Origin of the sequence: Capnocytophaga sp. CM59, assembly GCF_000293175.1 — a bacterium.
Taxonomy (GTDB): domain Bacteria; phylum Bacteroidota; class Bacteroidia; order Flavobacteriales; family Flavobacteriaceae; genus Capnocytophaga; species Capnocytophaga granulosa.
On sequence record NZ_ALNN01000055.1, the window covers coordinates 16,573 to 39,808 of the forward strand.

22 protein-coding genes and 1 other RNA gene are annotated in these 23,236 nt (G+C 44.9%); 4 read left to right on the top strand and 19 right to left on the bottom strand.

Annotated elements, in window-relative coordinates; translation table 11 throughout:
* Positions 1-124: 124 nt before the first annotated feature.
* Positions 125-1,495, bottom strand: a complete 1,371-nt coding sequence (locus HMPREF1154_RS10685; RefSeq protein WP_009642610.1) for an OmpA family protein — start codon at positions 1,493-1,495, stop codon at positions 125-127.
* Between the two features lie 446 nt (positions 1,496-1,941).
* On the opposite strand from HMPREF1154_RS10685, the gene HMPREF1154_RS10690 reads away from it, so the two are divergent.
* Positions 1,942-3,042, top strand: coding sequence for a methyltransferase (locus HMPREF1154_RS10690; RefSeq protein WP_009642597.1), 1,101 nt, complete (start codon positions 1,942-1,944; stop codon positions 3,040-3,042).
* Between the two features lie 15 nt (positions 3,043-3,057).
* Here HMPREF1154_RS10690 and HMPREF1154_RS10695 read toward each other — a convergent pair whose 3' ends face one another.
* The 15 genes from HMPREF1154_RS10695 to HMPREF1154_RS10760 all read right to left on the bottom strand — a co-directional run bounded on the left by HMPREF1154_RS10695 (position 3,058) and on the right by HMPREF1154_RS10760 (position 17,875).
* Positions 3,058-3,294, bottom strand: a complete 237-nt coding sequence (locus HMPREF1154_RS10695; protein WP_009642630.1) for a YgaP family membrane protein — start codon at positions 3,292-3,294, stop codon at positions 3,058-3,060.
* 58 nt (positions 3,295-3,352) lie between these two features.
* Complete coding sequence (locus HMPREF1154_RS10700) at positions 3,353-3,847, bottom strand: hypothetical protein (protein ID WP_009642625.1); 495 nt, start codon at positions 3,845-3,847, stop codon at positions 3,353-3,355.
* Between the two features lie 13 nt (positions 3,848-3,860).
* On the bottom strand, positions 3,861-5,306 hold the full coding sequence (gene miaB, locus HMPREF1154_RS10705) for a tRNA (N6-isopentenyl adenosine(37)-C2)-methylthiotransferase MiaB (protein WP_009642601.1): 1,446 nt from the start codon (positions 5,304-5,306) through the stop codon (positions 3,861-3,863).
* Positions 5,307-5,394: 88 nt separating this feature from the next.
* Positions 5,395-5,798, bottom strand: a transfer-messenger RNA (tmRNA) gene (ssrA, locus tag HMPREF1154_RS13215).
* Between the two features lie 176 nt (positions 5,799-5,974).
* A complete protein-coding gene (gene sufB / locus HMPREF1154_RS10710; protein WP_009642596.1) occupies positions 5,975-7,444 on the bottom strand; it encodes a Fe-S cluster assembly protein SufB in 1,470 nt (489 codons plus the stop codon).
* Positions 7,445-7,685: 241 nt separating this feature from the next.
* Complete coding sequence (locus HMPREF1154_RS10715; protein ID WP_009642618.1) at positions 7,686-8,567, bottom strand: NAD kinase; 882 nt, start codon at positions 8,565-8,567, stop codon at positions 7,686-7,688.
* Between the two features lie 34 nt (positions 8,568-8,601).
* Positions 8,602-9,708: a DNA-processing protein DprA gene (gene dprA, locus HMPREF1154_RS10720; protein WP_009642600.1), complete on the bottom strand. Its 1,107-nt coding sequence runs from the start codon at positions 9,706-9,708 to the stop codon at positions 8,602-8,604.
* A 3-nt stretch (positions 9,709-9,711) separates the two neighbouring features.
* Positions 9,712-11,052 carry an adenylosuccinate lyase gene (purB, locus tag HMPREF1154_RS10725; protein WP_009642599.1) on the bottom strand — a complete coding sequence of 447 codons (1,341 nt, stop codon included), beginning with the start codon at positions 11,050-11,052 and terminating at the stop codon, positions 9,712-9,714.
* 215 nt (positions 11,053-11,267) lie between these two features.
* Positions 11,268-12,086, bottom strand: coding sequence for a ZIP family metal transporter (locus HMPREF1154_RS10730; protein WP_009642623.1), 819 nt, complete (start codon positions 12,084-12,086; stop codon positions 11,268-11,270).
* 481 nt (positions 12,087-12,567) lie between these two features.
* Positions 12,568-13,314: a 23S rRNA (guanosine(2251)-2'-O)-methyltransferase RlmB gene (gene rlmB / locus HMPREF1154_RS10735; RefSeq protein ID WP_009642613.1), complete on the bottom strand. Its 747-nt coding sequence runs from the start codon at positions 13,312-13,314 to the stop codon at positions 12,568-12,570.
* Between the two features lie 4 nt (positions 13,315-13,318).
* Positions 13,319-13,696: a hypothetical protein gene (locus tag HMPREF1154_RS10740; RefSeq protein WP_009642604.1), complete on the bottom strand. Its 378-nt coding sequence runs from the start codon at positions 13,694-13,696 to the stop codon at positions 13,319-13,321.
* Positions 13,693-14,670, bottom strand: a complete 978-nt coding sequence (locus HMPREF1154_RS10745; protein WP_009642628.1) for a pseudouridine synthase — start codon at positions 14,668-14,670, stop codon at positions 13,693-13,695. The genes HMPREF1154_RS10740 and HMPREF1154_RS10745 overlap by 4 nt, the downstream gene beginning before the upstream one ends.
* Before the next feature lie 39 nt (positions 14,671-14,709).
* Complete coding sequence (gene murB, locus HMPREF1154_RS10750; RefSeq protein WP_009642631.1) at positions 14,710-15,735, bottom strand: UDP-N-acetylmuramate dehydrogenase; 1,026 nt, start codon at positions 15,733-15,735, stop codon at positions 14,710-14,712.
* A gap of 37 nt (positions 15,736-15,772) precedes the next feature.
* On the bottom strand, positions 15,773-17,599 hold the full coding sequence (gene mutL / locus HMPREF1154_RS10755) for a DNA mismatch repair endonuclease MutL (RefSeq protein ID WP_009642620.1): 1,827 nt from the start codon (positions 17,597-17,599) through the stop codon (positions 15,773-15,775).
* A gap of 3 nt (positions 17,600-17,602) precedes the next feature.
* Entirely contained in the window at positions 17,603-17,875 is a 273-nt protein-coding gene (locus HMPREF1154_RS10760; RefSeq protein WP_009642608.1) for a hypothetical protein, read from the bottom strand.
* A 249-nt stretch (positions 17,876-18,124) separates the two neighbouring features.
* Between HMPREF1154_RS10760 and HMPREF1154_RS10765 the strand changes: the two genes are divergently transcribed.
* A complete protein-coding gene (locus tag HMPREF1154_RS10765) occupies positions 18,125-18,907 on the top strand; it encodes a hypothetical protein (RefSeq protein WP_009642606.1) in 783 nt (260 codons plus the stop codon).
* 3 nt (positions 18,908-18,910) lie between these two features.
* Positions 18,911-19,132 (top strand): membrane protein insertion efficiency factor YidD, encoded by a 222-nt coding sequence (yidD, locus tag HMPREF1154_RS13220; RefSeq protein ID WP_009642598.1) that lies wholly within the window; start codon positions 18,911-18,913, stop codon positions 19,130-19,132.
* Here the strand turns inward: yidD and HMPREF1154_RS10770 are convergent.
* The 3 genes from HMPREF1154_RS10770 to HMPREF1154_RS10780 form a co-directional block, all read right to left on the bottom strand.
* Positions 19,083-20,048, bottom strand: coding sequence for a 2-hydroxyacid dehydrogenase (locus HMPREF1154_RS10770; RefSeq protein WP_009642621.1), 966 nt, complete (start codon positions 20,046-20,048; stop codon positions 19,083-19,085). The two genes, yidD and HMPREF1154_RS10770, sit on opposite strands and share 50 nt — an antisense overlap.
* A 231-nt stretch (positions 20,049-20,279) precedes the next feature.
* Entirely contained in the window at positions 20,280-21,062 is a 783-nt protein-coding gene (locus tag HMPREF1154_RS10775; protein ID WP_009642605.1) for a DUF2695 domain-containing protein, read from the bottom strand.
* A 27-nt stretch (positions 21,063-21,089) separates the two neighbouring features.
* A complete protein-coding gene (locus HMPREF1154_RS10780) occupies positions 21,090-21,914 on the bottom strand; it encodes a thymidylate synthase (protein ID WP_009642627.1) in 825 nt (274 codons plus the stop codon).
* A 183-nt stretch (positions 21,915-22,097) separates the two neighbouring features.
* Here HMPREF1154_RS10780 and bioB point away from each other — a divergent pair, with 183 nt between their 5' ends.
* A complete protein-coding gene (gene bioB, locus HMPREF1154_RS10785) occupies positions 22,098-23,159 on the top strand; it encodes a biotin synthase BioB (protein WP_016419961.1) in 1,062 nt (353 codons plus the stop codon).
* The last annotated feature ends 77 nt before the right edge of the window (positions 23,160-23,236 follow it).

Here is a 23,236-nt window from a genome sequence, read left to right on the forward strand (position 1 = left end):
AGGAAATATTTTCGTAGGAATTTTTCCTATAAGAGTGTAAAAAACATATAATATTAGGTATACATAGGAGCATAAAAAAAGGCTACCCTTTTTGGGGTAACCTTTTTTGTTGAGAAGTGTCAAACTATTTTTTTATTAGGTTGATTTCTACACGACGGTTAAGCTCTCTACCTTTCCTAGTCTTATTAGAAGCGATAGGATTTTCAGGGCCATAACCTTTTGATTCGAGACGGCTTTGATCGATACCACCTTGGATGAGGTATATTTTTACTGCGTCAGCTCTGTTTTGAGAAAGTGTAATGTTCTTAGCTTTATTACCTGTGCTATCAGTGTATCCTTCGATACGGAAACGGCTCTTAGGGAATTTCTTAAGAACGTTGATGATTTGGTTCAATACTTCAGCAGATTGGAACTTAATAGTAGCTTTACCAGTGTCAAACAAGATAGTCTTAGCATATTGGTTCAAGCGTTTTTGGTCATCATCGTTAGGTTCTGGACAACCATTGTTGCTTGCAGGACCAGCTTCGTTAGGACATAGGTCATCTTTGTCAAGTACACCGTCGCCATCGGTATCAGGCCAAGGACATCCACCATTTTCAGCAGGACCAGCTACATCTGGACATTTGTCATCTTTATCAGGAACGCCATCACCATCAGTATCAGGACATCCGTTGAATTCTTTAAGACCAGCTACTTCAGGACAAGCATCGTCTTTGTCAGCAATACCGTCGCCGTCAGTATCAGGACATCCGTTGAATTCTTTAAGACCAGCTACATCTGGACAATCATCATCTTTATCAGGAATACCGTCACCATCAGTATCAGGACATCCGTTGAATTCTTTAGGACCAGCTACATCTGGACAAGCATCGTCTTTGTCAGGAATACCATCTTTGTCAGTATCTTTAGCACCAAATTTGATTACGATACCAGCAGAGTGTTGGAAATAGTCGGTACCATCTTTTTGGAAACCGTGGTTGTAACCAGTTTGTACATTAAGACCTAGGTGATCTGTGAACCAGAAGTTGATACCACCGCCAGCAAGTAATTTCACACCACTATCTTCGTTAGTGTATGTGCTTGTATAAGAAGCATAACCAGCACCAAGTTTCAAGTATGGGTCAAACCAACCTGACTCAGTAGTTACAAGTCTTCTAAGGGCATACTTAGCTTGTGCATTTACAGCCCAGAAAGATTCGTCTTCACTTTTGCCCCAAAATCCTTTTTTGATTTTGTTCAAGGAACCATCTACTTCAGCTGAGAAGCCAGCGCCAATGTAGCGAGCTACAGAAAGTTTAGTAATGGCAGGAAGCACATTCAAGTCACTTGGTCCACCCCAGTCTTTGAGGAATTTACCAAAGTCATGAGGGCTACGGATGTCAACAGTGTTTACTCCAAACCCTATAGACCACTTGTTGTTTTCATCTTGCGCTTGCACAGAACCTACAGTAGCTATCAATGCTAAGGACGCTAATGAAATTTTAATTCTTTTCATACGTTTGAAATTTAATTTATATTTATAATCTTTGAAAATTCGCGGCTAAAGTACAATTTTTTTTGAAATTATACAAGTAATTTTTCACAACAATATGTAATTTAACAAGTTAAAAAGCATTATTATATGTTTTTAACATGTTAAACATTGTATTAGAGCAAACTTTTTGCTTTCTTAATATTGTTGCTATTCTCTAATATAACACTTATTTTACCTAAAAAGGAAAGATGCTAAATGAAGTGCAAAGATAGGAATTTATTTGTAAATACGAAAAGTAAAATTGATTTTTTTTACAAAGTAGAAATAATAGTTTGATAATAAGTTAGTTAATTAGATAATCATTCAATAGACAAGAGGTCTAATTAGCTAATTGACAAATAAAATTTGGTCGCTTCTGAAAAAATATGTACTTTTGCTCGGAAAATCCACTTCATAAACGTAACCCTATGAAAATGACCCCGCTTGTTGCCAAACAATATACCCAAGAGCAGCTTTCAGCCCAAGAGGCACAGCACCTAGCTCATGAAATAGCCTTTGCTCCTGTTGTCTTTCAGGTATCACGCCTTATGGTAAAGTTCGGTATCTTGGAGGCTTTGTTCGTTCATCCAGAAGGACTCACCCAAGAGGAGATAGCCCAGCAAACGCAGCTTTCGCCTTATGCAGTGCAGGTACTCTTGGAAGCCTCTCTTTCTATAGGAACGGTGATTGTCAAGGAAGATCGCTTTCTAATGACCAAGGCAGGCTGGTTCTTGCTTAAGGATGATGCGGTACGTATTAATATGGAGTTTATTCATCAGGTGTGTTACCAAGGTCTTTTTTATATGGAGGAGGCACTCAAGGAAGGCAAACCAGAGGGACTTAAGGTGTTTGGTAGTTGGCCAACAATCTATGAGGGGCTCTCGTCGCTTCCTCAAGAGGCTCAAGAGAAGTGGTTCGCCTTTGACCATTATTATTCGGATAACTCTTTTGCAGAGGCATTGGAGATTGTCTTTGCTAACCCTGTAGGCAAGCTCTTGGATGTAGGAGGCAATACAGGCCGCTGGGCATTGCAGTGTGTAGGTTATAATCCAGAGGTAGAGGTTACTATTATGGACTTACCCCAGCAGCTCGCCCTGATGCAGAAAGCTACTGAGGGCAAAAAGGGTGCCGAGCGGATTAAGCAATACCCTGCCAATCTTCTTGATGAACAGGTGGTATTTCCCAAAGGCTTTGATGTGATTTGGATGAGCCAGTTCTTGGATTGTTTCTCTCCTGAGCAAGTAACCCATATCCTAAGGCGTGCTGCCCAAGCAATGGATAGTCATACCCGCCTCTATATATTGGAGAGCTATTGGGATAGGCAAAGGCATGAAACAGGCGCTTATTGCCTTACCCAAATCAGTCTTTACTTTTCGGTAATGGCCAATGGCAATAGCAAGATGTACTATTCCCAAGATATGATCCGCTGCGCAGAACAAGCAGGCCTTACTATAGAGAAAATATATGATGATTTAGGTAAAGGACACAGTATATTCGTTTGCCAATTAGCCAACAACAGTGACAAGTGACATATTGGTCATTAGTCACTTGTCATTATTCATTGGTCGCTTGTCATTTGTCACTTTATAAGTGCTAATGCCAAAAAGCCTATAAATAGGGGAGAAGTTCAGCAAGATCGTAACAATAAAAGCAACAGAAATCACTGCCAATATGGAGGCTACTGTATCGTTGGTGATGAGCTTGAATCCGCCTAAGATGGCTACTACCATTACAAATAATAAGCGAATCTGCTTATCTTTCTTTCCTATATTTCTTTCCATAAGAAAAGCTGTTTTTATTTGAAAGGCAAAGATATGAAAAAAACTTTATATAAAAAAATTATTCCTCCCAATCTATAGAAAGAATTTCTCCTGAGAGGGCAAATTGTATAGAGATGACCTCCTCTTCTTCCACATCTTCTCCATAATAAGGTGCAAAATACATATCTACATCAGCCTCTTCCTCTTGGGGATACCAAAAATCAATAATATCTAACTCTAATTCACTAACGAAAGTTTCGATATCACAGGGAGCCTTTTTTGTTTTTTCCTTAAAGTGATTGAAATAGTCTGGGTGCTCTTTCAGATATTGTATAAGGGCTTTTCTTGCTTGCTCTTCTCTCTTGGGTAGGTTTTTTATAAAGGCTTCAAAAGCATCTAGGCGCTCTTTCAGGAGGTTGTCTCCTTTGGAAAACCAGAAAGATACCCAGATAATACTATCTTTGTAAGGAATCTCTTGTTCCCAAAGCACATCATAAGAATCATCTTTGCTTACACCTTCCACAGCACAAGTGTCTAAGGCACCGAAATAGGGGTGTATCAGTTTTGTTGTCATAGGATTATGTATATTAGTTCATATTGCTATACCCTACCGCTTCCCCTATGAGGGTGGTAGAGGTACAATTGGTTATTTTTACATTGACAAAATCGCCTACCTTATATTGTTCCTTAGGGAATACGACCACTGTATTCTGGGTGTTGCGCCCCATCCACTCTTGGTCGGATTTCTTGGAATTGCCCTCTATGAGCACCTCTACGGTTTTTCCTACTTGGGCTTGGGTACGGTAGAGGCTGTGCTTTTGTTGAAGGTCTATGATTTCAGTCAGGCGGCGCTTTTTGACCTCTTCAGGTACATCATCGGCTATCTTACGGGCTGCTAAGGTACCTGGGCGCTCCGAGTAAGCAAACATGAAGCCGAAGTCGTACTTGACATATTCCATAAGTGATAGGGTGTCTTGGTGGTCTTCCTCCGTTTCGGAAGGAAAGCCTGTGATCATATCTTGAGAAATAGCACATTCGGGTATGCGCTGACGGATGCCGTCAATCAGGGCAAAATATTCCTCACGGGTATGTAGGCGGTTCATAGCCTTGAGGATACGGTTGCTACCACTCTGTACGGGGAGGTGTATATATTTACAAATATTGTGATGCTTAGCCATGGTGTCGATTACATCCAAGGTCATATCCTGAGGGTTGGACGTGGAGAAGCGGATACGCATCTTAGGGAACTGCGTGGCGACCATATCAAGGAGTTTGGCGAAATTCACAGCAGTAACTTTTTGTATATCCGAAGCTTTCTCAAAATCTTTCTTTAGTCCGCCCCCATACCATAGGTAGCTATCCACATTCTGTCCCAGCAGCGTAACTTCCTTAAAACCACGTTGCCACAAGTCCTCAATCTCATGAATAATGGAGTGTGGGTCTCGGCTGCGTTCCCTACCACGGGTAAAGGGCACAATGCAGAAAGTACACATGTTATCACAACCACGAGTAATAGAAACAAAGGCGGTTACCCCATTGCTATTGAGACGAATAGGGGAGATGTCGGCATAGGTCTCATCGCGAGAGAGGAGTACATTGACCGCATCGCGACCATTGTCCACCTCTTCCAAGAGATTGGGTAAGTCCTTGTAAGCATCGGGGCCTACCACTAGATCCACGATATGTTCCTCCTCCAAGAACTGATGCTTGAGGCGCTCTGCCATACAGCCCAGTACGCCCACCTTCATAGCAGGCTTGTGTCGCTTGACAGCATTGAACTGTTCTAGGCGCTTGCGGATCGTCTGCTCAGCTTTTTCACGTACCGAACAAGTGTTGATCAGCACCAAGTCCGCCTCTTGGAGATTCTCAGTGGTGTTGAACCCCACCTTATGCAGGATAGAGGCTACGATTTCACTGTCCGAGAAATTCATCTGGCAGCCATAACTTTCTATATAGAGCTTACGGGTATTCTTGGCGTCGCCTTCGAGAGAGAGAGGGGCGCCTTGCCGTGTTTCGTCAATTACTTTGTCCATCAAAAGGTTGTTGTTTTTTTAGGGGGCAAAATTAAGGAAAAAAAATAAGAAAACAAAAGCCAACTCCTGAGAGGAGTTGGCTTTCGCAAAGTGGAGTCGGAGAGATTCGAACTCTCGTCCAAACAAGTAACCACAAGGCTTTCTACACGCTTAGTTCCCGTTTGTTTTTCGTGGTAATGCTGAGCGGGAACGCCCCACATCACCCTTAGCTTCTATAAGAGCTGAACCTAGGGGAAGAAGCCACCCAAAGGTTCCATGTTGATTTTAATGGTATCTCTTTTGCGACGAGCCATCAACAAGGGCTTTCAGAGACATCTCGCCTCCCTACCTTGTAGGGACTTAGCCAGCAATCTTACTATAATTCAGATTAGGCAGCAAGAGCGTAGTTATTCTCGCCATTTAAAGTGTTGAAACAGAGATTAACGAGCATTAGCCTCATAGCTCGGCGTGCTTACATCATGCTTAGGCTTGCTGTCAAAACCAGTCGACCCCATAACGTAATCGGGTGCAAAATTACGATTTATTTTTATAGATAGCTATTTTTTAACTATTATTTAAATATATAAAAAGATTGTCACTCGTCATTAGTCACTCGTCATTTGTCATTTGTCATTAGTCATTAGTCATTAGTCATTAGTCATTTGTCACTCGTCATTTGTCATTAGTCACTACCCAACGCTGCCCTCCAATGAAATCTCTAATAGTTTCTGAGCTTCTACGGCAAACTCCATAGGAAGTTTGTTGAGTACTTCCTTTCCAAAACCATTGACGATCAGTGAGATGGCTTTTTCAGTATCTATTCCGCGCTGGTTACAATAGAAGATTTGGTCTTCCCCAATCTTGGAGGTCGTTGCCTCATGCTCTATCTGGGCGGTAGGGTTTTTTGCCTCTATATAGGGGAAAGTATGAGCCCCGCAATTGTTGCCCATCAGCAAGGAATCACACTGGGAAAAGTTACGTGCATTCTTAGCATTGGGCACAACCTTTACCAGTCCTCGGTAGCTATTCTGTGACCTACCCGCAGAAATTCCCTTGGAGATAATAGTGGATTTGGTATTGTTGCCTATGTGGATCATCTTGGTACCAGTATCCGCCTGTTGGAAGTGATTGGTTACCGCGATGGAGTAGAACTCTCCTATGGAGTTATCTCCCTTGAGCACCACGGAAGGGTATTTCCAAGTAATGGCCGAACCTGTCTCCACCTGAGTCCAAGAAATCTTGGCGTTCTTCTCGGCCAAGGCGCGCTTGGTTACAAAGTTGTACACTCCACCATTACCATCCTTATCTCCTGGGAACCAGTTTTGTACGGTAGAGTATTTGATCTCGCCTCCCTCCATAGCGATCAGCTCCACTACGGCAGCATGGAGTTGGTTCTCATCGCGCTTAGGAGCGGTACAACCCTCCAAGTAGGAGACGTAAGCTCCCTCATCTACAATGAGCAAGGTACGCTCAAACTGACCTGTACCTGCCTGATTGATACGGAAATAGGTAGAAAGTTCCATAGGACAGCGTACCCCCTTAGGTACATAGCAGAAAGAGCCGTCGGTAAAGACAGCCGAGTTCAGTGCGGCATAGAAGTTGTCCGTCTTAGGCACTACGCTTCCTAAGTATTTGCGTACTAAGTCGGGGTGTTTCTGTATGGCTTCGGAAATAGCGCAAAAGATAATGCCTTTTTCTGCTAAGGTCTTCTGAAAGGTCGTAGCCACCGATACGGAGTCCATTACCACGTCCATAGCCACCGCAGGCTTGTCTTCTACCCCTGCTAAGCGCTTTTGCTCTTCAAGGGAGATGCCTAACTTCTGGAAAGTTTCTATCAGTTGGGGATCCACCTCGTCCAAACTATTGAGTTTGGGTTTCTTCTTAGGGGCAGAGTAGTAAGCAATGTCTTGAAAATCAGGAGTTTCAAATTTCAAATTTGCCCAGTGGGGAGGTTCAGGCATTGCTTGCCATATACGGAAGGCCTCCACACGCCAATCGGTCATCCACTGGGGTTCGTTTTTCTTTTTGGAGAGGGCAATAACTACCTCTTCACTGAGTCCCTTAGGAAAGGTGTCTGACTCTATATCGGTATAGAAACCATACTTGTACTCGCTGTTTTCTAATTCTTCTTTTAGTTCTTCTTCTGTATATTTTGCCATTTTTTCAAGGTTTAAAAAGCTAATAGCTTGAATAAGAGATAAATAAGTCTTTTATTGAATATCGCAAAGATACTCCCTTACCAAGGGGCAAAAATACTACTTTTTTTTCATATTGAAAAATAATTTTGACTTTTTGAGTTCCTAAAAGAAGTCATCCAGCATGGTGCCGAACTCTGCCTTACACTTGTAAAGGAGCGCGCGGGAGATTCCTACATTAGATTTGGCTCTTTCCAAGGGGTTCTTAGTTTCTTTTGTCTTCTCCCCATAATAGTTTATGCCTTAGTGTCTTAAAGAAATCGTTGTCTTCCATTACGACAGTGGAGAGGGTAAAGGGGGCTAGGCTGATTTTGACCGCAGTTTTGCAAGGGAGAATGCAAGAGCGGGCATCGTAAGTGGCCAGATAACAGCCCTCACGATTATATATCTGTAGGGTAATCTCTGTATTATCGGGGATTACTAATGGTCTGGCATTGAGGTTATGAGGGGCAATGGGGGTAAGCACTAGGGTCTTGGAGTGTGGCATAATTACTGGCCCTCCACAACTGAGTGAATATCCTGTGGAGCCTGTAGGGGTAGAGATAATCAGCCCATCTGCCCAATAGGAGGTTAAGTATTTCCCATTGAGATAGGCCTCTACAGTAATCATCGCTGTGGAGTTCTGCCGAATCACCGTAACCTCATTTAGGGCAAAGTTCAGCGGTGAAATAGGGGTGCCATCACTATCGGTAATCTGCAAGACACTGCGTTTTTCTACCGTATATTGTCCTGCACGTAGGTTGGCGAACATGCTGGCGATCTCTCCTTCGGAGATGGTTGCCAAAAAGCCCAAACGCCCTGCATTGATCCCCAATATAGGGATTTGTAGGTGTTGTATATAGGTCATCGCCCAAAGGATGGTGCCATCGCCCCCTATGGTGAGCATAAGGTTGGTATCGGGCGGTAGGTCGGCTACCGAGCGGAAGGTCTGTACACTCACTTCCTCGGAGAGTTGTCCCTTGTAGCAGCGCCATAAGTCGGCCTCCACTACAATCTGGTCTTTGTGAGCTAATAGCTCCGTGAAGATCGCAGCCAATAGCGGCTGATAGGCCGCCTTGTATTTCTGTGAATATAAAGCAATTTTCATAAGAATCTAATGAGCTAATGAGTCAATGGGCAAATTAACAAATGACAAACTGTTTTCCAGGCAGAGGTCTTACCACCCCCTTCATCTCCAGTTGGAAAAGTAGGTTGGAGAGCTTATATACAGGGAGCACACAGCCCTTGGCCAGATCGTCTAAGGTTTGCTTGCCTTGTGCCTGAAGAAAATCCACCACCGTCTGCTCCTCTGGGGTAAGCTCTACAAAAAGTTGTGGGGTGATGACTTTGGGGGCACTCTGGGCTACCTCCCACCCCATATAATAGATAAGGTCAGCGGCGGAGGTGATTAGCCGCGCCTTGTCGGTCTTAATCAGTCGGTTACAGCCTTGGCTATAGAGGTCATCCGCGCGGCCTGGTATGGCAAAGACTTCTCGGTCGTAGGAGAAGGCCATATCGGCCGTTACAAGGCTTCCTCCCTTAAGAGCCGACTCCACGACTATAGTAGCGTCGGCCAGACCTGCAATGATACGATTGCGCCCGATGAAGTTCTTGCGGTCAAACTTGCTTTGGTGCCAGAACTCGGTAACAAAACCTCCTTTGGCTTCTACCTCCGCCGCATACCGCTTATGAGAGGCAGGGTAGAGTGTATCCAAACCATGTGCCAAGCAAGCTATAGTCTGTACTCCGTGGCGAATGGCCGCCCTATGGGCGGTGATATCTATTCCATAGGCAAAGCCACTGACTACCACCAAATCCTGAAAGTGCGCCAACTCCTCTACGAATTTCTCACAGAAAGCTATGCCATAGCTGGTAGCCTGTCGGGTGCCTACAATACTGATGATCTTTTTATTAGCCCAATCTATATTCCCGCGGGAGAAAAAAAGGATAGGCGCATCAATGATTTGCTTGAGGTTCGCAGGGTAATCACTATCAAAGAAAGTATGGTAGCGGATATGGTTGTCTTGGATATAGCGCCATTCTTTCTCGGCAGCCTCACGATGTGCAGGGTCAAAAAGGTGCTGGAGAATGACATTGCCGATACGGCCTATATGGGCAATCTTGTGTTTTTTCTCCTGGTAGATAGCCGCAGGACTTCCACAATGGGCAATGAGTTTCTTTGCGGTGATATCTCCTACATTGGGTGTATGTTGCAAGGCCAGCAGGGCGATGATATCTTCTTCTTTCATGGCCTATTCCTCTTCCCCTATATAGTTGGCAGGGGTAATGCTCTTGAGCGTTGTCTTGAGCGCATCGCTTACCTCAAGAGTATCAATAAAGGCGTGTAGGGTCTGCTGGTTGATTTTCTCGTTGGTACGTGTCAGCCCCTTGAGTGCTTCATAGGGGTTTGGATAGCCCTCACGGCGTAGGATTGTTTGTATAGCCTCGGCCACCACCGCCCAGTTATCGTCAAGGTCGGCTTGGAGTTTGCTCTCGTTGAGAATGAGTTTGTCTAAGCCCTTGAGGGTAGAGGCGATAGCGATGAGGGTATGGGCGAAGGGTACCCCTACATTGCGCAGTACGGTACTATCGGTAAGGTCACGCTGGAGGCGGGAGATAGGTAGTTTTGCTGCCAGATGTTCCAAGAGGGCATTGGCTATTCCGAGGTTACCCTCGGAGTTTTCAAAGTCAATCGGATTGACCTTATGAGGCATAGCTGAAGAGCCTACTTCGCCTGCTTTGATACGCTGCTTGAAATAGTCCATGGAGATATACGTCCATATATCTCTGTTGAAGTCTATTAGTATGGTATTGATACGCTTCATCAGGTCAAAAAGAGCCGCCATATGGTCGTAGTGCTCTATCTGAGTGGTAGGGAAGGAGTGGTATAAGCCTAAGACTTCCTCTACAAAGAACTTACCAAAGTCTCGCCAACAGATGTCAGGATAGGCTACCTTATGAGCGTTGTAGTTGCCTGTAGCCCCGCCAAACTTAGCCGCATACTTGATGGAAGAGAAATAAGCCATTTGCTCCCTGAGGCGTACGGCAAAGACTTTCAACTCCTTACCCAAGCGCGTAGGAGAGGCCGGTTGGCCATGGGTACGAGCTAGCATAGGAATGGCTTTCCACTCAGTGGCAAGGGCTTCTATCTTTTGTGTGAGGGTTTCTAAATCAGGCAGATATACTTGAGCTACGGCCTCCTTGATAGAGAGGGGAACAGCCGTATTGTTGATGTCCTGTGAGGTCAGCCCAAAGTGGATAAACTCCTTATAAGCCGAGAGGCCTAAGCGGTCAAACTGCTGTTTGAGGAAGTATTCCACCGCCTTGACATCGTGGTTGGTAGTGCGTTCTATTTCTTTGATAGCAAGCGCATCAGCTTGAGTAAAATCGGTATAGATGGCACTAAGGGCAGGGAAGATGCTCTGATCTACCCCTTTGAGCTGCGGCAGCGGCAGCTTGCAGAGTGCAATAAAATATTCTATTTCCACCCTTAGGCGGTACTGAATCAGGGCTTGTTCGGAGAAATAAGCCTGTAGGGCACTGGTTTTGGAGGCATAGCGCCCGTCAATGGGAGAGATTGCAGTCAAAGACATGTGTGCATTTTTTAGAAAACGCAAATATAGTGTTTTTCTCTCTTATATACAAGGAATATAAAGAGAAAGTTTCCACAAAAAGCAAGCCCCTTCACGTAAAAGGAAGGGGCTTATTTCTCGCTTTTTAAGTGCCTATCTTACTGCTTGTGCAAGTGGGCAACTATAACTAAAATGCCATAGCATTTTTTCGTTGCAAAGGTAAAGAAAATGTTTATTTATCCCAAAGCAACATCCATAACCATCATTACCACAAAACCGATAAGAAAGCCGATAGTGGAGACATCGGTATTGCGACTTTGTTGGGATTCAGGAATAGTCTCTTCCACAACGACATAGATCATTGCCCCAGCGGCAAAGGCCAAGGCATAAGGAAGTATAGGGGTAAAGAAGACCACCGCAAAGGCACCCAAGACACCTGCTATAGGCTCTACTATGGCCGAGAGCTGTCCATAAAAAAAGCTTTTCCAGCGGCTCAGCCCCATACGCCTTAGTGGCATGGATACGGCTACACCTTCTGGAAAGTTTTGCAACCCTATTCCTATGGCCAGTGTTACTGCCCCTGCAATAGAGGCTTCGGGTATGCCTGCGGCTACCCCACCGAAGAGCACCCCTACAGCTAAGCCCTCAGGGATATTGTGTAAGGTGATGGCCAAGATCAAGAGGGTAGTGCGCTGCCAAGAGGATTTTACCCCTTCGGTTTGCTTGAAATTGGGGTGAAAGTGTGGCAGTATTCTATCCAAAGTATAGATAAAGAGGGAACCACCTAAGAAGCCTATCACAGCAGGAAGTACTTTGACAAAGCGTTCGCCCTCACTCATATCAATGGCGGGAATCAGCAAGCTCCATATACTGGCAGCCACCATCACGCCTCCCGTGAAGCCCAGCATACCGTCCATCACAAGCTTGTTGCTACTCTTGAAAAAGAAAACCAAGGCGGCACCCAAGGCTGTAACCCCCCAAGTAAAAAGGGTCGCATATAGGGCTGCCAATACAGGATTGATACTACTTAAATAATTAATAATTGAAGAAATCATGTTTAGTTTTGAGTTTTGAGTTTTTAGTTGTTTAGAGGTTTAGATAGCGCCAAACCTCTTTTCATTTTTCACTCTTCACTTTTCATTATTGTGGGGCAAAATTACATATTTTTTTTGAACTAAAAAATATTTTTTAGATAAATCTAAAATCTTGCCTTTTATAAGGGCATAGCCCTATATTCCTAATCGCCCTAATACAAAAAAATAAAAGAGAGCTTGCGCCCTCTTTTACCAATTCTAACCACAAAATCTAATATATGAAAAACAATTTATTTCCCCTTTGTTTTCTGGTGCAAAGGTACGACATTTTTCTCTCATAACAATAGATTTCTATTATTTTTATCTATACAAGTATAGGGTTTAATTATTAGTTGTTTATTCTCATAAAGAGCTTGTTTACAAGGGCAAAGATAGTAATTTTGTCAAGTATTTACTTGACATTTTTATCATTAGTCATTAGTCACTTGTCATTAGTCACTTGTCATTGGTCATTGGTCACTATCCGCTGTCTTACCACTTCATACAAGAATGCCCCACAAGCGACAGAGACGTTCAGAGAAGAGGTCTCTCCCTGCAAGGGGAGCTTAGCACGCTGGTCTAAGACCTTGAGCACTCCCTTGCTGATACCTGTATCCTCAGCACCCATGACAATAGCCAAAGGCTCGGTAAGGGATAGCTCGTAGAGTAGGGTAGGGGCTTTCTCGGTAGCACCGATTACCTTGATACCACTGCCTTGTAGGTAGTAGATGGTGTCAATCAGGTTATCCACTTTGCACAGAGGTATATTGAAGATTGCCCCAGCGGAGGTCTTGACCATGTCCTCTCCTACAGCCGCACTGCCTTGCTTGGGGAGAATAATCCCACTGACGCCTGTACACTCAGCCGTACGAATGATAGCGCCTACATTGCGCACATCGCTCAGATGGTCAAGAATCAAAAACAGTGGTGTCTTACCGCTTTCTATAGTGGAAAGCACTAGCTCCTCCAAGGGGACAAACTCCACAGGGGAAAGCAGTGCCACTACGCCCTGGTGATTCCCACGAGTCAGCCGATTGAGCTTCTCCGCAGGTACAAAGGAGTGGGAGAGCTGATGACGCTCTATGAGCTTGGTCAGGGTAGCGAAAAGGGTGCCCGAAAGCCCCTTTTGTACAAAAATCTTATCTATAGTGCGGCCTGCCTCTATGGCTTCTATCACAGGGTGTAGGCCGAATATCTGAGTGGTCTTCATAGGCTTATTTTTCTCGCATGTTTACGATGCTATCTACTATATATACGGTATTGCCTCGCCAAGGTACTGCATTGTGGTATTCCTTGTAATGGAGGTCGAAGTATTTACCGCTATTGACTTCCAATTGCTGGAATACACGCTTGTCTTGTATGGAAAACTCAAATTCGTTGCTCTGCATGCCATTACCTGTGCGGGTTTTAGCGAAGCCCTCCTGAATGAGCTTGCCCTCATAGGTCTTGAACACATCGCCCTTATAGACGGCATAGTTCAGATAACCCGACTTGACTCCTTCGCCAAAGACGAAGAAGTAACGCATATACACCCAGCTGCTAAAGAGAAAAATCACCAGCAAGGGCAGAAGGATAAGGAGAGTTTTTTTCATCGGTTAAGGTTTTTTAGGTTAATCACTTCTTGTTGGGTCAAGGGGCGCCAGTGGCCACGAGGGAGGTCTTTTTTAGTAAGTCCAGCAAAGGCAACCCTATCGAGCTTTTCTACTGCGTAGCCTAAGGACTCGAAGATACGGCGGACGATACGGTTGCGGCCGCTGTGTATCTTTACCCCCAATTCGTTATGCGGGGCGCCTTCCACGAAACTTATATCATCTACTTGGATAAACCCGTCCTCAAGGGTCAGCCCCTCTTGGATTTTGTGAAAGTCCGCAAGGGCGAGTTTCTTGTCCAAGACTACATGGTAGATCTTACGCACCCCATGCGAAGGGTGGGTGAGCTTCTTCATCAGGTCGCCATCATTGGTCAGTAGCAGGAGGCCTGTGGTAAGTCTGTCGAGCCTACCTACAGGTTTTATATTGCCTTGAGCAGCTCCAGAGACCAAGTCCATCACTGTCTTGCGTCCTTTCTCGTCCTGAGTGGTGGTGATAAAGCCCTTGGGCTTATTGAGCAAGATATATTCTTTCTTCTCGGCTGAGATGTTTTTGCCATCAAACTTGACCACATCAGTAGGTTGTACGCGATAGCCCAGTTCGGTCATCGGCTTGCCATTGACCTCTACATTGCCGGCAATGATGTATTGGTCTGCTTGTCGGCGCGCACAGATTCCTGCATTGGCAATGTATTTGTTTAGCCTAATGCCTTTCTGCTCGTCCTGAGAAGGCTTCTTAGGCGCGGTCTTTCTATAGAAAGTATGAGGAGTATCCTCTTCATGGCTTTTCCCCTTAGGGGTGAAAGGTTTTTCCTTGAAAGGGGTTGTTTTTTTCCTATTATCAAAGGTTCTTTCCTTGTTCTCCTGTCGGTTTTCTTTTTTATAGGGGCGTTTCTCCCCTGTCTGTGGGCGTTTTTCTCCTCTTTGAGGGCGAGCCCCTTTAGCAGATTTAGGTGCTGCTGGACGGCGATCTGTCATCTTCTGAAATTTTGCGCAAAGGTAAGAAATATTCGGCACTTACCAAATATTTACCTCCATTTCCATAAGGATATCGAAGCGTTTTTTTACCTGCTGCTGTACATAGCGGGCAAGGGCTAATATGGCCGCTCCTGTGGCTCCTCCATAATTAACCATGACTAGAGGCTGCCCTTGATGAACTCCTACAGCATCTATACGATAGCCCTTCAGATCACAACGCTCTATCAGGTAGGCCGCAGGGATTTTCTCTTGGTCATCTCCTATACTGTAGTGGGGTATATTGGGGTAGTGCTTTTGTAGTTCCAGAAATTGTGCCCGTGGAATCACAGGATTCTTAAAGAAGCTCCCACTATTGCCTAGCTCAGCAGGGTTAGGTAGCTTGCTCTGGCGTATCTCTTTGACTACTTGGGCTATATGTTGGGGACTTTCCTCCCAGCCATGGGCAGCCAAGTGAGCACGAATATCCCCGTAATGGGTCTTGAACTGGTGATTTTGCTTAGTAAGACAGAGAGTAACAGAGGTGATGATATAACCATCTTTATGCTGCTTAAAGATAGAATCTCGGTAACCAAATGCACAGCCTTTCTTGAGGAAAGTGACCTTGTCACCGAAATTTCCCATATACTTAGGGTCTTCCTTTATGCAAATAGCATCACAACAATCAAAAACGTCCTTTAGCTCTACTCCATAGGCACCTATATTCTGTACGGGGGCAGCTCCTACTGTCCCGTAGATCAGGGCGAGGTTCTCCACGCCTCCGTAGTCTTGTGCTACACAATAATCCACAAAGTCGCTCCAGAGTTCTCCTGCTGAAGCTCGTACCCAGACAAACTCATCGGTCTCATGTGCTACCGAGATACCCTTTTGGGTGATGTGCAACAGCGGCACCTCAGGGGCTTGCGTCAGCAGTATATTGCTCCCCCCTCCCAAGACTTTCAGGTTGGGGTATAGCCTGATCGCTTCCAAAATATCCGCCTCGTTCTCCGCCTCTATCAGCAGTGGCGCCCGTTGGTCTATACCAAAGGTGTTATAGGGTTTTAAGGAAATGTTCTCGTGTATTTTCATTAGTCGTTAATCATTAGTCATTAGTCACTTGTCACTATCAAAGTCTGCTTTCTAATTCGCTAACGGTCATTTCAGTATATGTTTTTTTACCAAAGGGGCTTAGTTGTGGCTCTTGGCAGGTGAACAGATCATAGACCAATTGTTCCTGTTCCTCCCCTGAGAGGGTTTGTCCAGCTCTGATAGCTAAGTTCTTAGCCAAGATCTTAGCGAGCATTTCCTCTTGAGTGATGATCTCTTGGGGAATGTCCTCGGTGGCGCGCTCCAATAGGTCATATAGAAAACCTTGTACTTGGCTTTCCTTGATCATAGGGGGTAGGCCAGTGAAGCGTACCAAATTGCCCGCTATCTCTATCATAAAGCCCGCATTCCTTAGCTCTGGAAGCATGGGTTCTAAGGCCAAGATCTCCGAAGGGGTGTATTCGAACTCCAAAGGGAAGAGCAGTGACTGACTTAGACTATGCCCCTGAAGCATGGTACGGCGAAAACGCTCATAGAGAATACGCTGATGGGCACGTGCCACATGTACGAATAGCACCTTGTCCTTGAAAAAGGTGATTAGGTACTTCCGTTGGAAATACAAGCTCGTCTGTACCCTGCTCTCCTGCTGGAAAGCGGCAAAGGGGTCGGTGATGTCTTCCTCTGTAGGAGCATTGGCCTTGGAGGGAATCCCAGTATAGAGTTGCTCCCACTGGGGGGAGGGTTGTCCCTTGAGGTAGGGTGTAGGCGCTTGCTTAGGCGCCTCAGGGGTAGGGGTATCCATCTTGAAAGGATTAAAGTTTCTATCTACGTGATAGACAGGCGTTTGCGCTTCCTTGTCTTTGTAACTATAAGGTACCTCGTTCTGCTCGTCCAAGGAAAAGTCAATGGAGGGGAGCACGTGGAACTGCCCCAAGCTGTGCTTGATAGCAGAGCGGAGCAGTGCATAAATGGCCTGATCGTTGTCAAACTTGATTTCGGTCTTCGTAGGGTGTATATTGATATCTATATGCTTGGGGTCTATCTCCAAGTGAAGGAAGTATTCAGGCTGTTCACCCTCTTTGAGTAGTCCCTCAAAGGCACTCACTACCGCATGGTGTAGGTAGCGGTTCTTGATAAAACGCTGATTGACCATAAAGAACTGTAAGGACTTGTTCTTCTTATAGGAATCTTTGCTGATAAAGCCATGTATCCTAAGCAGTTCGGTGTTTTCCTCCACAGGAATGAGCTGCTCATTGAGTCTTTGGCCGAAGAGCTGCACTATACGCTTGCGAAGGGTGGTGGCAGGTAGGGCAAACTGCTCTACGTCGTTATGGAAGAGAGAGAATTGCAAATCGGGGTGAGCAAGTACCACGCGGTGGAATTCGTCCAAGATATGGCGCATCTCCACTGTATCGGACTTGAGGAAGTTGCGCCGTGCAGGCACATTGAAGAACAGATGCTTCATGGCGATAGAGGTGCCGCGGCTGGCTACCATGGGCGTCTGTTCGGTAATCTTATTACCCTCTATCTTTAGGGAAGTACCTACCTCTTGTCCCTCTTGGCAAGTGATCAGCTCTACCTGTGCAATAGAAGCTATGGAAGCCAAGGCCTCCCCACGGAAACCCTTGGTGTGGAGCGTAAAGAGATCATCGGCTGAGCGAATTTTGGAAGTAGCATGTCGCTCAAAGGCCAATCGCGCATCAGTGGGGGACATGCCTATCCCGTTATCTACCACTTGTACCAAGGTACGTCCCGCATCCTTCAGGTAGAGCTTGATTTGGGTCGCTCCCGCATCTATAGCATTCTCCAGGAGTTCCTTTACAGCCGAGGCTGGGCGCTGTATGACCTCCCCAGCAGCAATCTGGTTGGCTACATTGTCAGGTAACAATCGTATAATATCGGGCATTGGTTATTTCTTAAATAAAAATGACAAATCAAAATCAAACAAGTAGTAGGTAGCCAGCAATAATAATGCCAAAATAAGCCATAATAGTCTTGAGGAGGTGCTTTTTTTGACCTCTTGTTTTTGCTTGCGCAGCTGATCCCACTGCCTACGCATGGCATGACCTCTGAGCTGATGCTTGGGGATACTAAACCCCCGACGCTCCTCATGATCAGTATAGTAGCGTGGACGATAAACAAACTGTCGTAGGGCTGCACTTTTAAAAAAATTAATCTTCACAACATAAGGTTTTACGGGGCAAAAATACGATATTTTTTTCAGTTATTAGTAGTTAGTGATTAGTGGTTAGCCTCTGACCACTAACCACTAGTCACTAATCACTAAAAAAAATGTTTGATTTTCATAAAAAAAGTATTATATTTGCCAATTGAATAAAACTACTCTCATAACAGACGCTTAGGTCTCTTATGGGGTTGTATAAATAACTGATTTATAATTATTAAGCTAAACAATTTAAATGTTTTACCGATGAAAAATCTATTATTAGTAACCTTCGCTTGGCTGATGATGATGGCCATTATAGGAAGTATGGTATATATGATGCTGTATGTAGTGGAGAATTACAGCTATGGAAATAATGAAACCATTCAGTACCTATGGTGCTGCTTTACAGGGGTATTGCTCATTCCTGCTTACAAAGGAGTGTACTATATCCACAGCCTTTGGCTTAAGATGCTCAAGGAGTTCCGCGAGGCAGGAGACCCACAGGAGGGCGATAGCAAGGAAATCCCTTTCTTTAAGGAGCCTGCTCCTGTGGTAAGTGTGAATATTACCGAATATCCTTTTGTGGAAAACCGAAAGAAAAATATGCCTGCCCCTCCTTCCTTGGACGAGATTAATGAGAAAATAAAAAACATCCGCTCTTCGGCCAATGAAAAACTCAGTCAGATAAAGACCGAGGACATCACCAAGCCAACCAAGGACAGTAGTTACTTTGCTCAAAAATACACAGAAGAGAAATCTATTTTGGTCGATACTATTTTCTCTAAAGAAAAACAATCCAAGACGCCCCAAGCAGCACCAGAGACTAGCACCAAAGAGCAGGCTACTGCCAAGGCAGAAGCAGAAGCTATTCTCAAACCTAAAATAGCCCCTACTAAATCTGAAGAGCAGCCCCTCTCCCCACCAGAACCAGTAGCCGATCACCAGGCCAAGAAAGAGGAAGCCTCCCACAACAACGAAACTCCTGCTACCAAGCACACACAAAAGGGAGGAAAGAAACACTACCACAAAAAAGGAGGAAAGCGATAAACTATGCTAAAACTTATCACCTATCCCTTTGTCCTTTTAGTGCGTTTTTATCAGATAGCCATCTCTCCCTTGAAGCCACCTACTTGTCGCTTTACCCCCACATGTTCTTCCTATGCCTTGGAAGCACTTAAGCGATACGGCCTCTTCAAGGGAGGAATGCTTGCTATAAGGCGTATTATGCGTTGTCACCCTTGGGGAGGGAGTGGCTACGATCCAGTGCCTTGATCTTATCTACAATCACCTGTGCCAAGAGCGTCTTGCTCTCTATTGTCCAGCCTGCTATATGGGGAGTGAGGATCACATTGTCCGCCTCCATGAGATAGCTGAAATCCGTAGGGAGTACTCCCTTAAAGAAATTTTCAAAGGACGATTGTTCGTACTCCAGCACATCTAAACCAGCTCCTAGCACCTTTCCTGCTTGTAGTGCCTTGACTAGATCGGCTGTACAGACACTCTTTCCTCTGGCGGTATTAATCAGCCAAAACGGTTTAGCAAAGGCTGCTATAAAAGCCTCATCCACCATCTTCAGGGTCAGTGGTGTCTCTGGAGTGTGTAGGCTGACCACATCCACCTCTTTTTGGAAGACCTCCAGCGGCACCTGGGTAGCACAAGCATCACCCACTCCTTCTTTGATGTCATAGCAAAGTACCCTACAGTCAAAGCCGCGTAACTTCTTAGCAAAGGACTTGCCCATATTGCCATAGCCTATGATGCCTACGGTAAGGGAATCGAGTTCTACTCCTCGGTTTTCTTCCCTTAGCCAAAGCCCTCGGGTAATCTCTCTATCTGCCTTCTTGAGCTTATTGAGCAAAGCCAAGAGCAAAGCCAAAGTATGGTTGCCCACGGCATTGCGGTTACCTTCGGGAGAGGAAATCAGCGCAATACCTCGCTGCTCGGCATACTCGGTATCAATGTTTTCCATACCCGCTCCCACACGAGCGATAAACTTCAGCTGTGTAGCCTTATCTATAAAGTCCTTATCAATACGAAAGCGGCTACGAATCACAATACCATCATAGCCTGCGATTTTCTCTTCCACCTCTGCCTTACTGCTGGTGTAGTCTAGATCATTTTCAAACCCCGCTTCATTGAGTTGTTCTAGCATAAGGGGGTGATTGCTGTCTATATGTAGTATTTTCATGAATTGGTATATTTTTTTACAACAAAATTTCTATTAACAACCTTATAGAAGTCATGCTTTTGGTTATGACAAACTCTATTTCAAAGGAAATTCTATCCTCTTTTTTAGAAGCTAAAAAATAATCTATATTCTTTAGAATTCCTTTTTCTTTATAAAAGCCCTGATAAATTGTATTTACTGGCTTTAAATATACACATTTTTCTTCACCCGTGAAATTCTCACGGCATTTTTTTATCCTCTTAGTAGTCTTTCTATTTCCTTTAGGTCATTTCTATAACGAGAAAGTTCTGTCTGTACGACTAAATAACTTCGCTTATCTTCTTTGGGAATCACAAAAACTATAACAGGTGTATATTCCTTGGACTTGACAACCGTATACTGATAAGCTCCCGCCTCCAAAATTTCTTGTTCCAAACCCTTAGGAGTTTTGATACCTGTAAAGACTTTCCACTGAGAAAGAAAATAACCTTCTTGCAAAAGTTTCTCCTTTGGAAAATCCAGTTTTAGCATTGCTATACAAGCATTGAATCCTTTTCCTAACTGAAGTAGATACTCCGGCTTCCCATGCGCTTCCTTTTGGGATAACTTCCATGGAGCAGGAGCCGAGGAAAATGGGAAATCAAAGTCAGATGGAAGCTCACTGATTTTCTTTTTTTTCTCTAAAATATTTTTCTCGAACTTACTGAGTTTAAGAGGTGCTTCGTTGGAGGGATGACCTAAATAATCAAACTGCTCCTCTACGTTACATAGCACCTCACAGTCACAATAGCCCCCATGGGAGGTGAGCCAAGAGATCACTTTTTCTATATCGCACACCTTATTTTCTGTAAGAAAATGCGTAGTATACCTTAAGTTGTGATCACAAGGGCACTCCTGCAAAACCTTTTCTAAATAATCAAAGAGCACCAAAAAACACTTTTCTTCCATAGGCAAAGAAGCCCTGAAGTCATCTAACTCTTTTTGAGTCAATATCTTTCGGGCTTCTTTACGTTTCCTTTTTTCTGTTATTTTCATGAGACATTTGTCGTTAGTCACTTGTCACTACACTGATACTTTCCCTTTTATAGTTGGGTAGGGATCATAGCCCTCAAGGGTGAAATCGGGGTAGTCAAAGGCGAAGAGATCTTTGACCGCTTCGTTGAGCTTCATAGTGGGCAGCGGGCGTGGTTCCCGACTGAGCTGCAATTCCACTTGCTCTAGATGGTTTTTATAGATGTGTAGGTCTCCAAAGGAATGTACAAACTCACCTACTTGCAACCCCGTAACATGTGCCATCATCTGGGTGAGTAGGGCATAGGAAGCAATATTGAAAGGCACCCCTAAGAAGGCATCGGCACTGCGCTGGTAGAGCTGACAGGAGAGGCGGCCATCCATGACATAGAATTGGAACAAGGCATGACAAGGAGGCAGTGCAGCCTTGTTATGCGCCACATTCTCGGCAAAGGACACCGAGGTGTCGGGCATCACCGAGGGGTTCCAAGCTGAAACTACCATACGGCGGCTATCGGGATTGGTCTTGAGGGTGTGGAGCACTTCTGCAATCTGGTCTATTCCCTCTCCGTTCCAGTTGCGCCATTGTGCCCCATATACAGGGCCAAGGTCGCCCCGCTCATCTGCCCATTCGTTCCAGATACGTACCCCATGCTCGGTGAGGTAATGGATATTGGTATCTCCCCGAAGGAACCATAACAGCTCATAGATCACCGACTTGAGGTGTATCTTCTTAGTAGTAAGCAAGGGAAATCCCTCTTGAAGGTTATGGCGGAGCTGGTAACCAAACACACTGATGGTACCTGTCCCTGTACGGTCTTCCTTGCTATGTCCGTGGGTAAGTATGTGATTGAGAAGGTCTTTGTAGGCTTGCATTATTGAATCGTTTGGGAGGGCAAAAATACGAATAAAACTAAAAAGTAAAAGATAAAAAGTAAAAAGTGCTCAAAAGTTGATATCTAACCACTAATCACTAACCACTAAATTAACAATTGACAATTAACAATTAACAATTAAATTTTGTACTTTTGCCCCTTGTAATATTTCATTAGAAAGACCATGAACGAAATACGACATAACTGGACTGCTGAGGAGATTATCGCAATCTATAACAGGCCTTTGATGGACTTGCTCTATGAGGCCGCCACTGTGCATCGCAAGTACCACGACCCTAATACCGTGCAGGTTTCTACCTTGCTTTCGGTCAAGACAGGGGGCTGCTCGGAGGACTGTTGCTACTGCTCACAGTCGGCACGCTACCATACCGAGGTAGAGATAGAACCCATGATGAGCCTCTCCCAAGTGAAGGCACAGGCCTTGCGCGCCAAAGCCTCTGGAAGTTCACGTGTGTGCATGGGGGCAGCTTGGCGCAATGTCAAGGACGGCCCTGAGTTCGAACAGGTATTGGAAATGGTGCGCACTATTAACAAATTGGATATGGAGGTGTGCTGTACGCTGGGTATGCTTACCGAAAATCAGGCCAAACGCCTCTCTGAAGCAGGACTCTATGCCTATAACCATAACTTGGATACTTCTGAGGATTATTATCAGGAAATCGTAACAACTCGTAGCTACGAAGACCGTCTCAAGACTATAGAAAATATACGTAAGACAAGTATCACTGTATGTAGTGGCGGAATTATCGGTATGGGTGAGGCCTTGGAGGATAGGGCTAAGATGCTCGTGGCACTCTCTACCCTAGACCCACAACCTGAGTCCGTGCCTATCAATGCGCTAGTACCTATCGAGGGTACACCTCTTGAGGAGCTACCTCCAGTGGATATTTGGGAAATGGTGCGTATGATCGCCACAGCCCGTATCGTAATGCCTCAGTCTCAGGTACGCCTTTCGGCAGGACGTATGAATATGTCCCGCGAAGGACAAGCCTTGTGCTTCTTTGCGGGGGCTAACTCTATCTTTGCGGGGGACAAACTGCTGACCACTCCTAACCCCGATATCAAGGAGGATATGCACATGCTAGAAGTCTTAGGTATGCGTACCCAAAAGCCTTTTGAGAAACACCCGCAACCTACTACAGTGGAGGCAGCAGATTCTAAAATACCTGCCCTTGGTGAAAAACCTAAGTGGTCAAGACCCCAAAAAGTGAAAAGCGAACAATAAAAAGTAGTTATAGTCAAACAGAAAAGGTTTACGAAAAAATAGCGTGAGCAGGTGTAGGGGCAAAGTCCGCGAGAGCG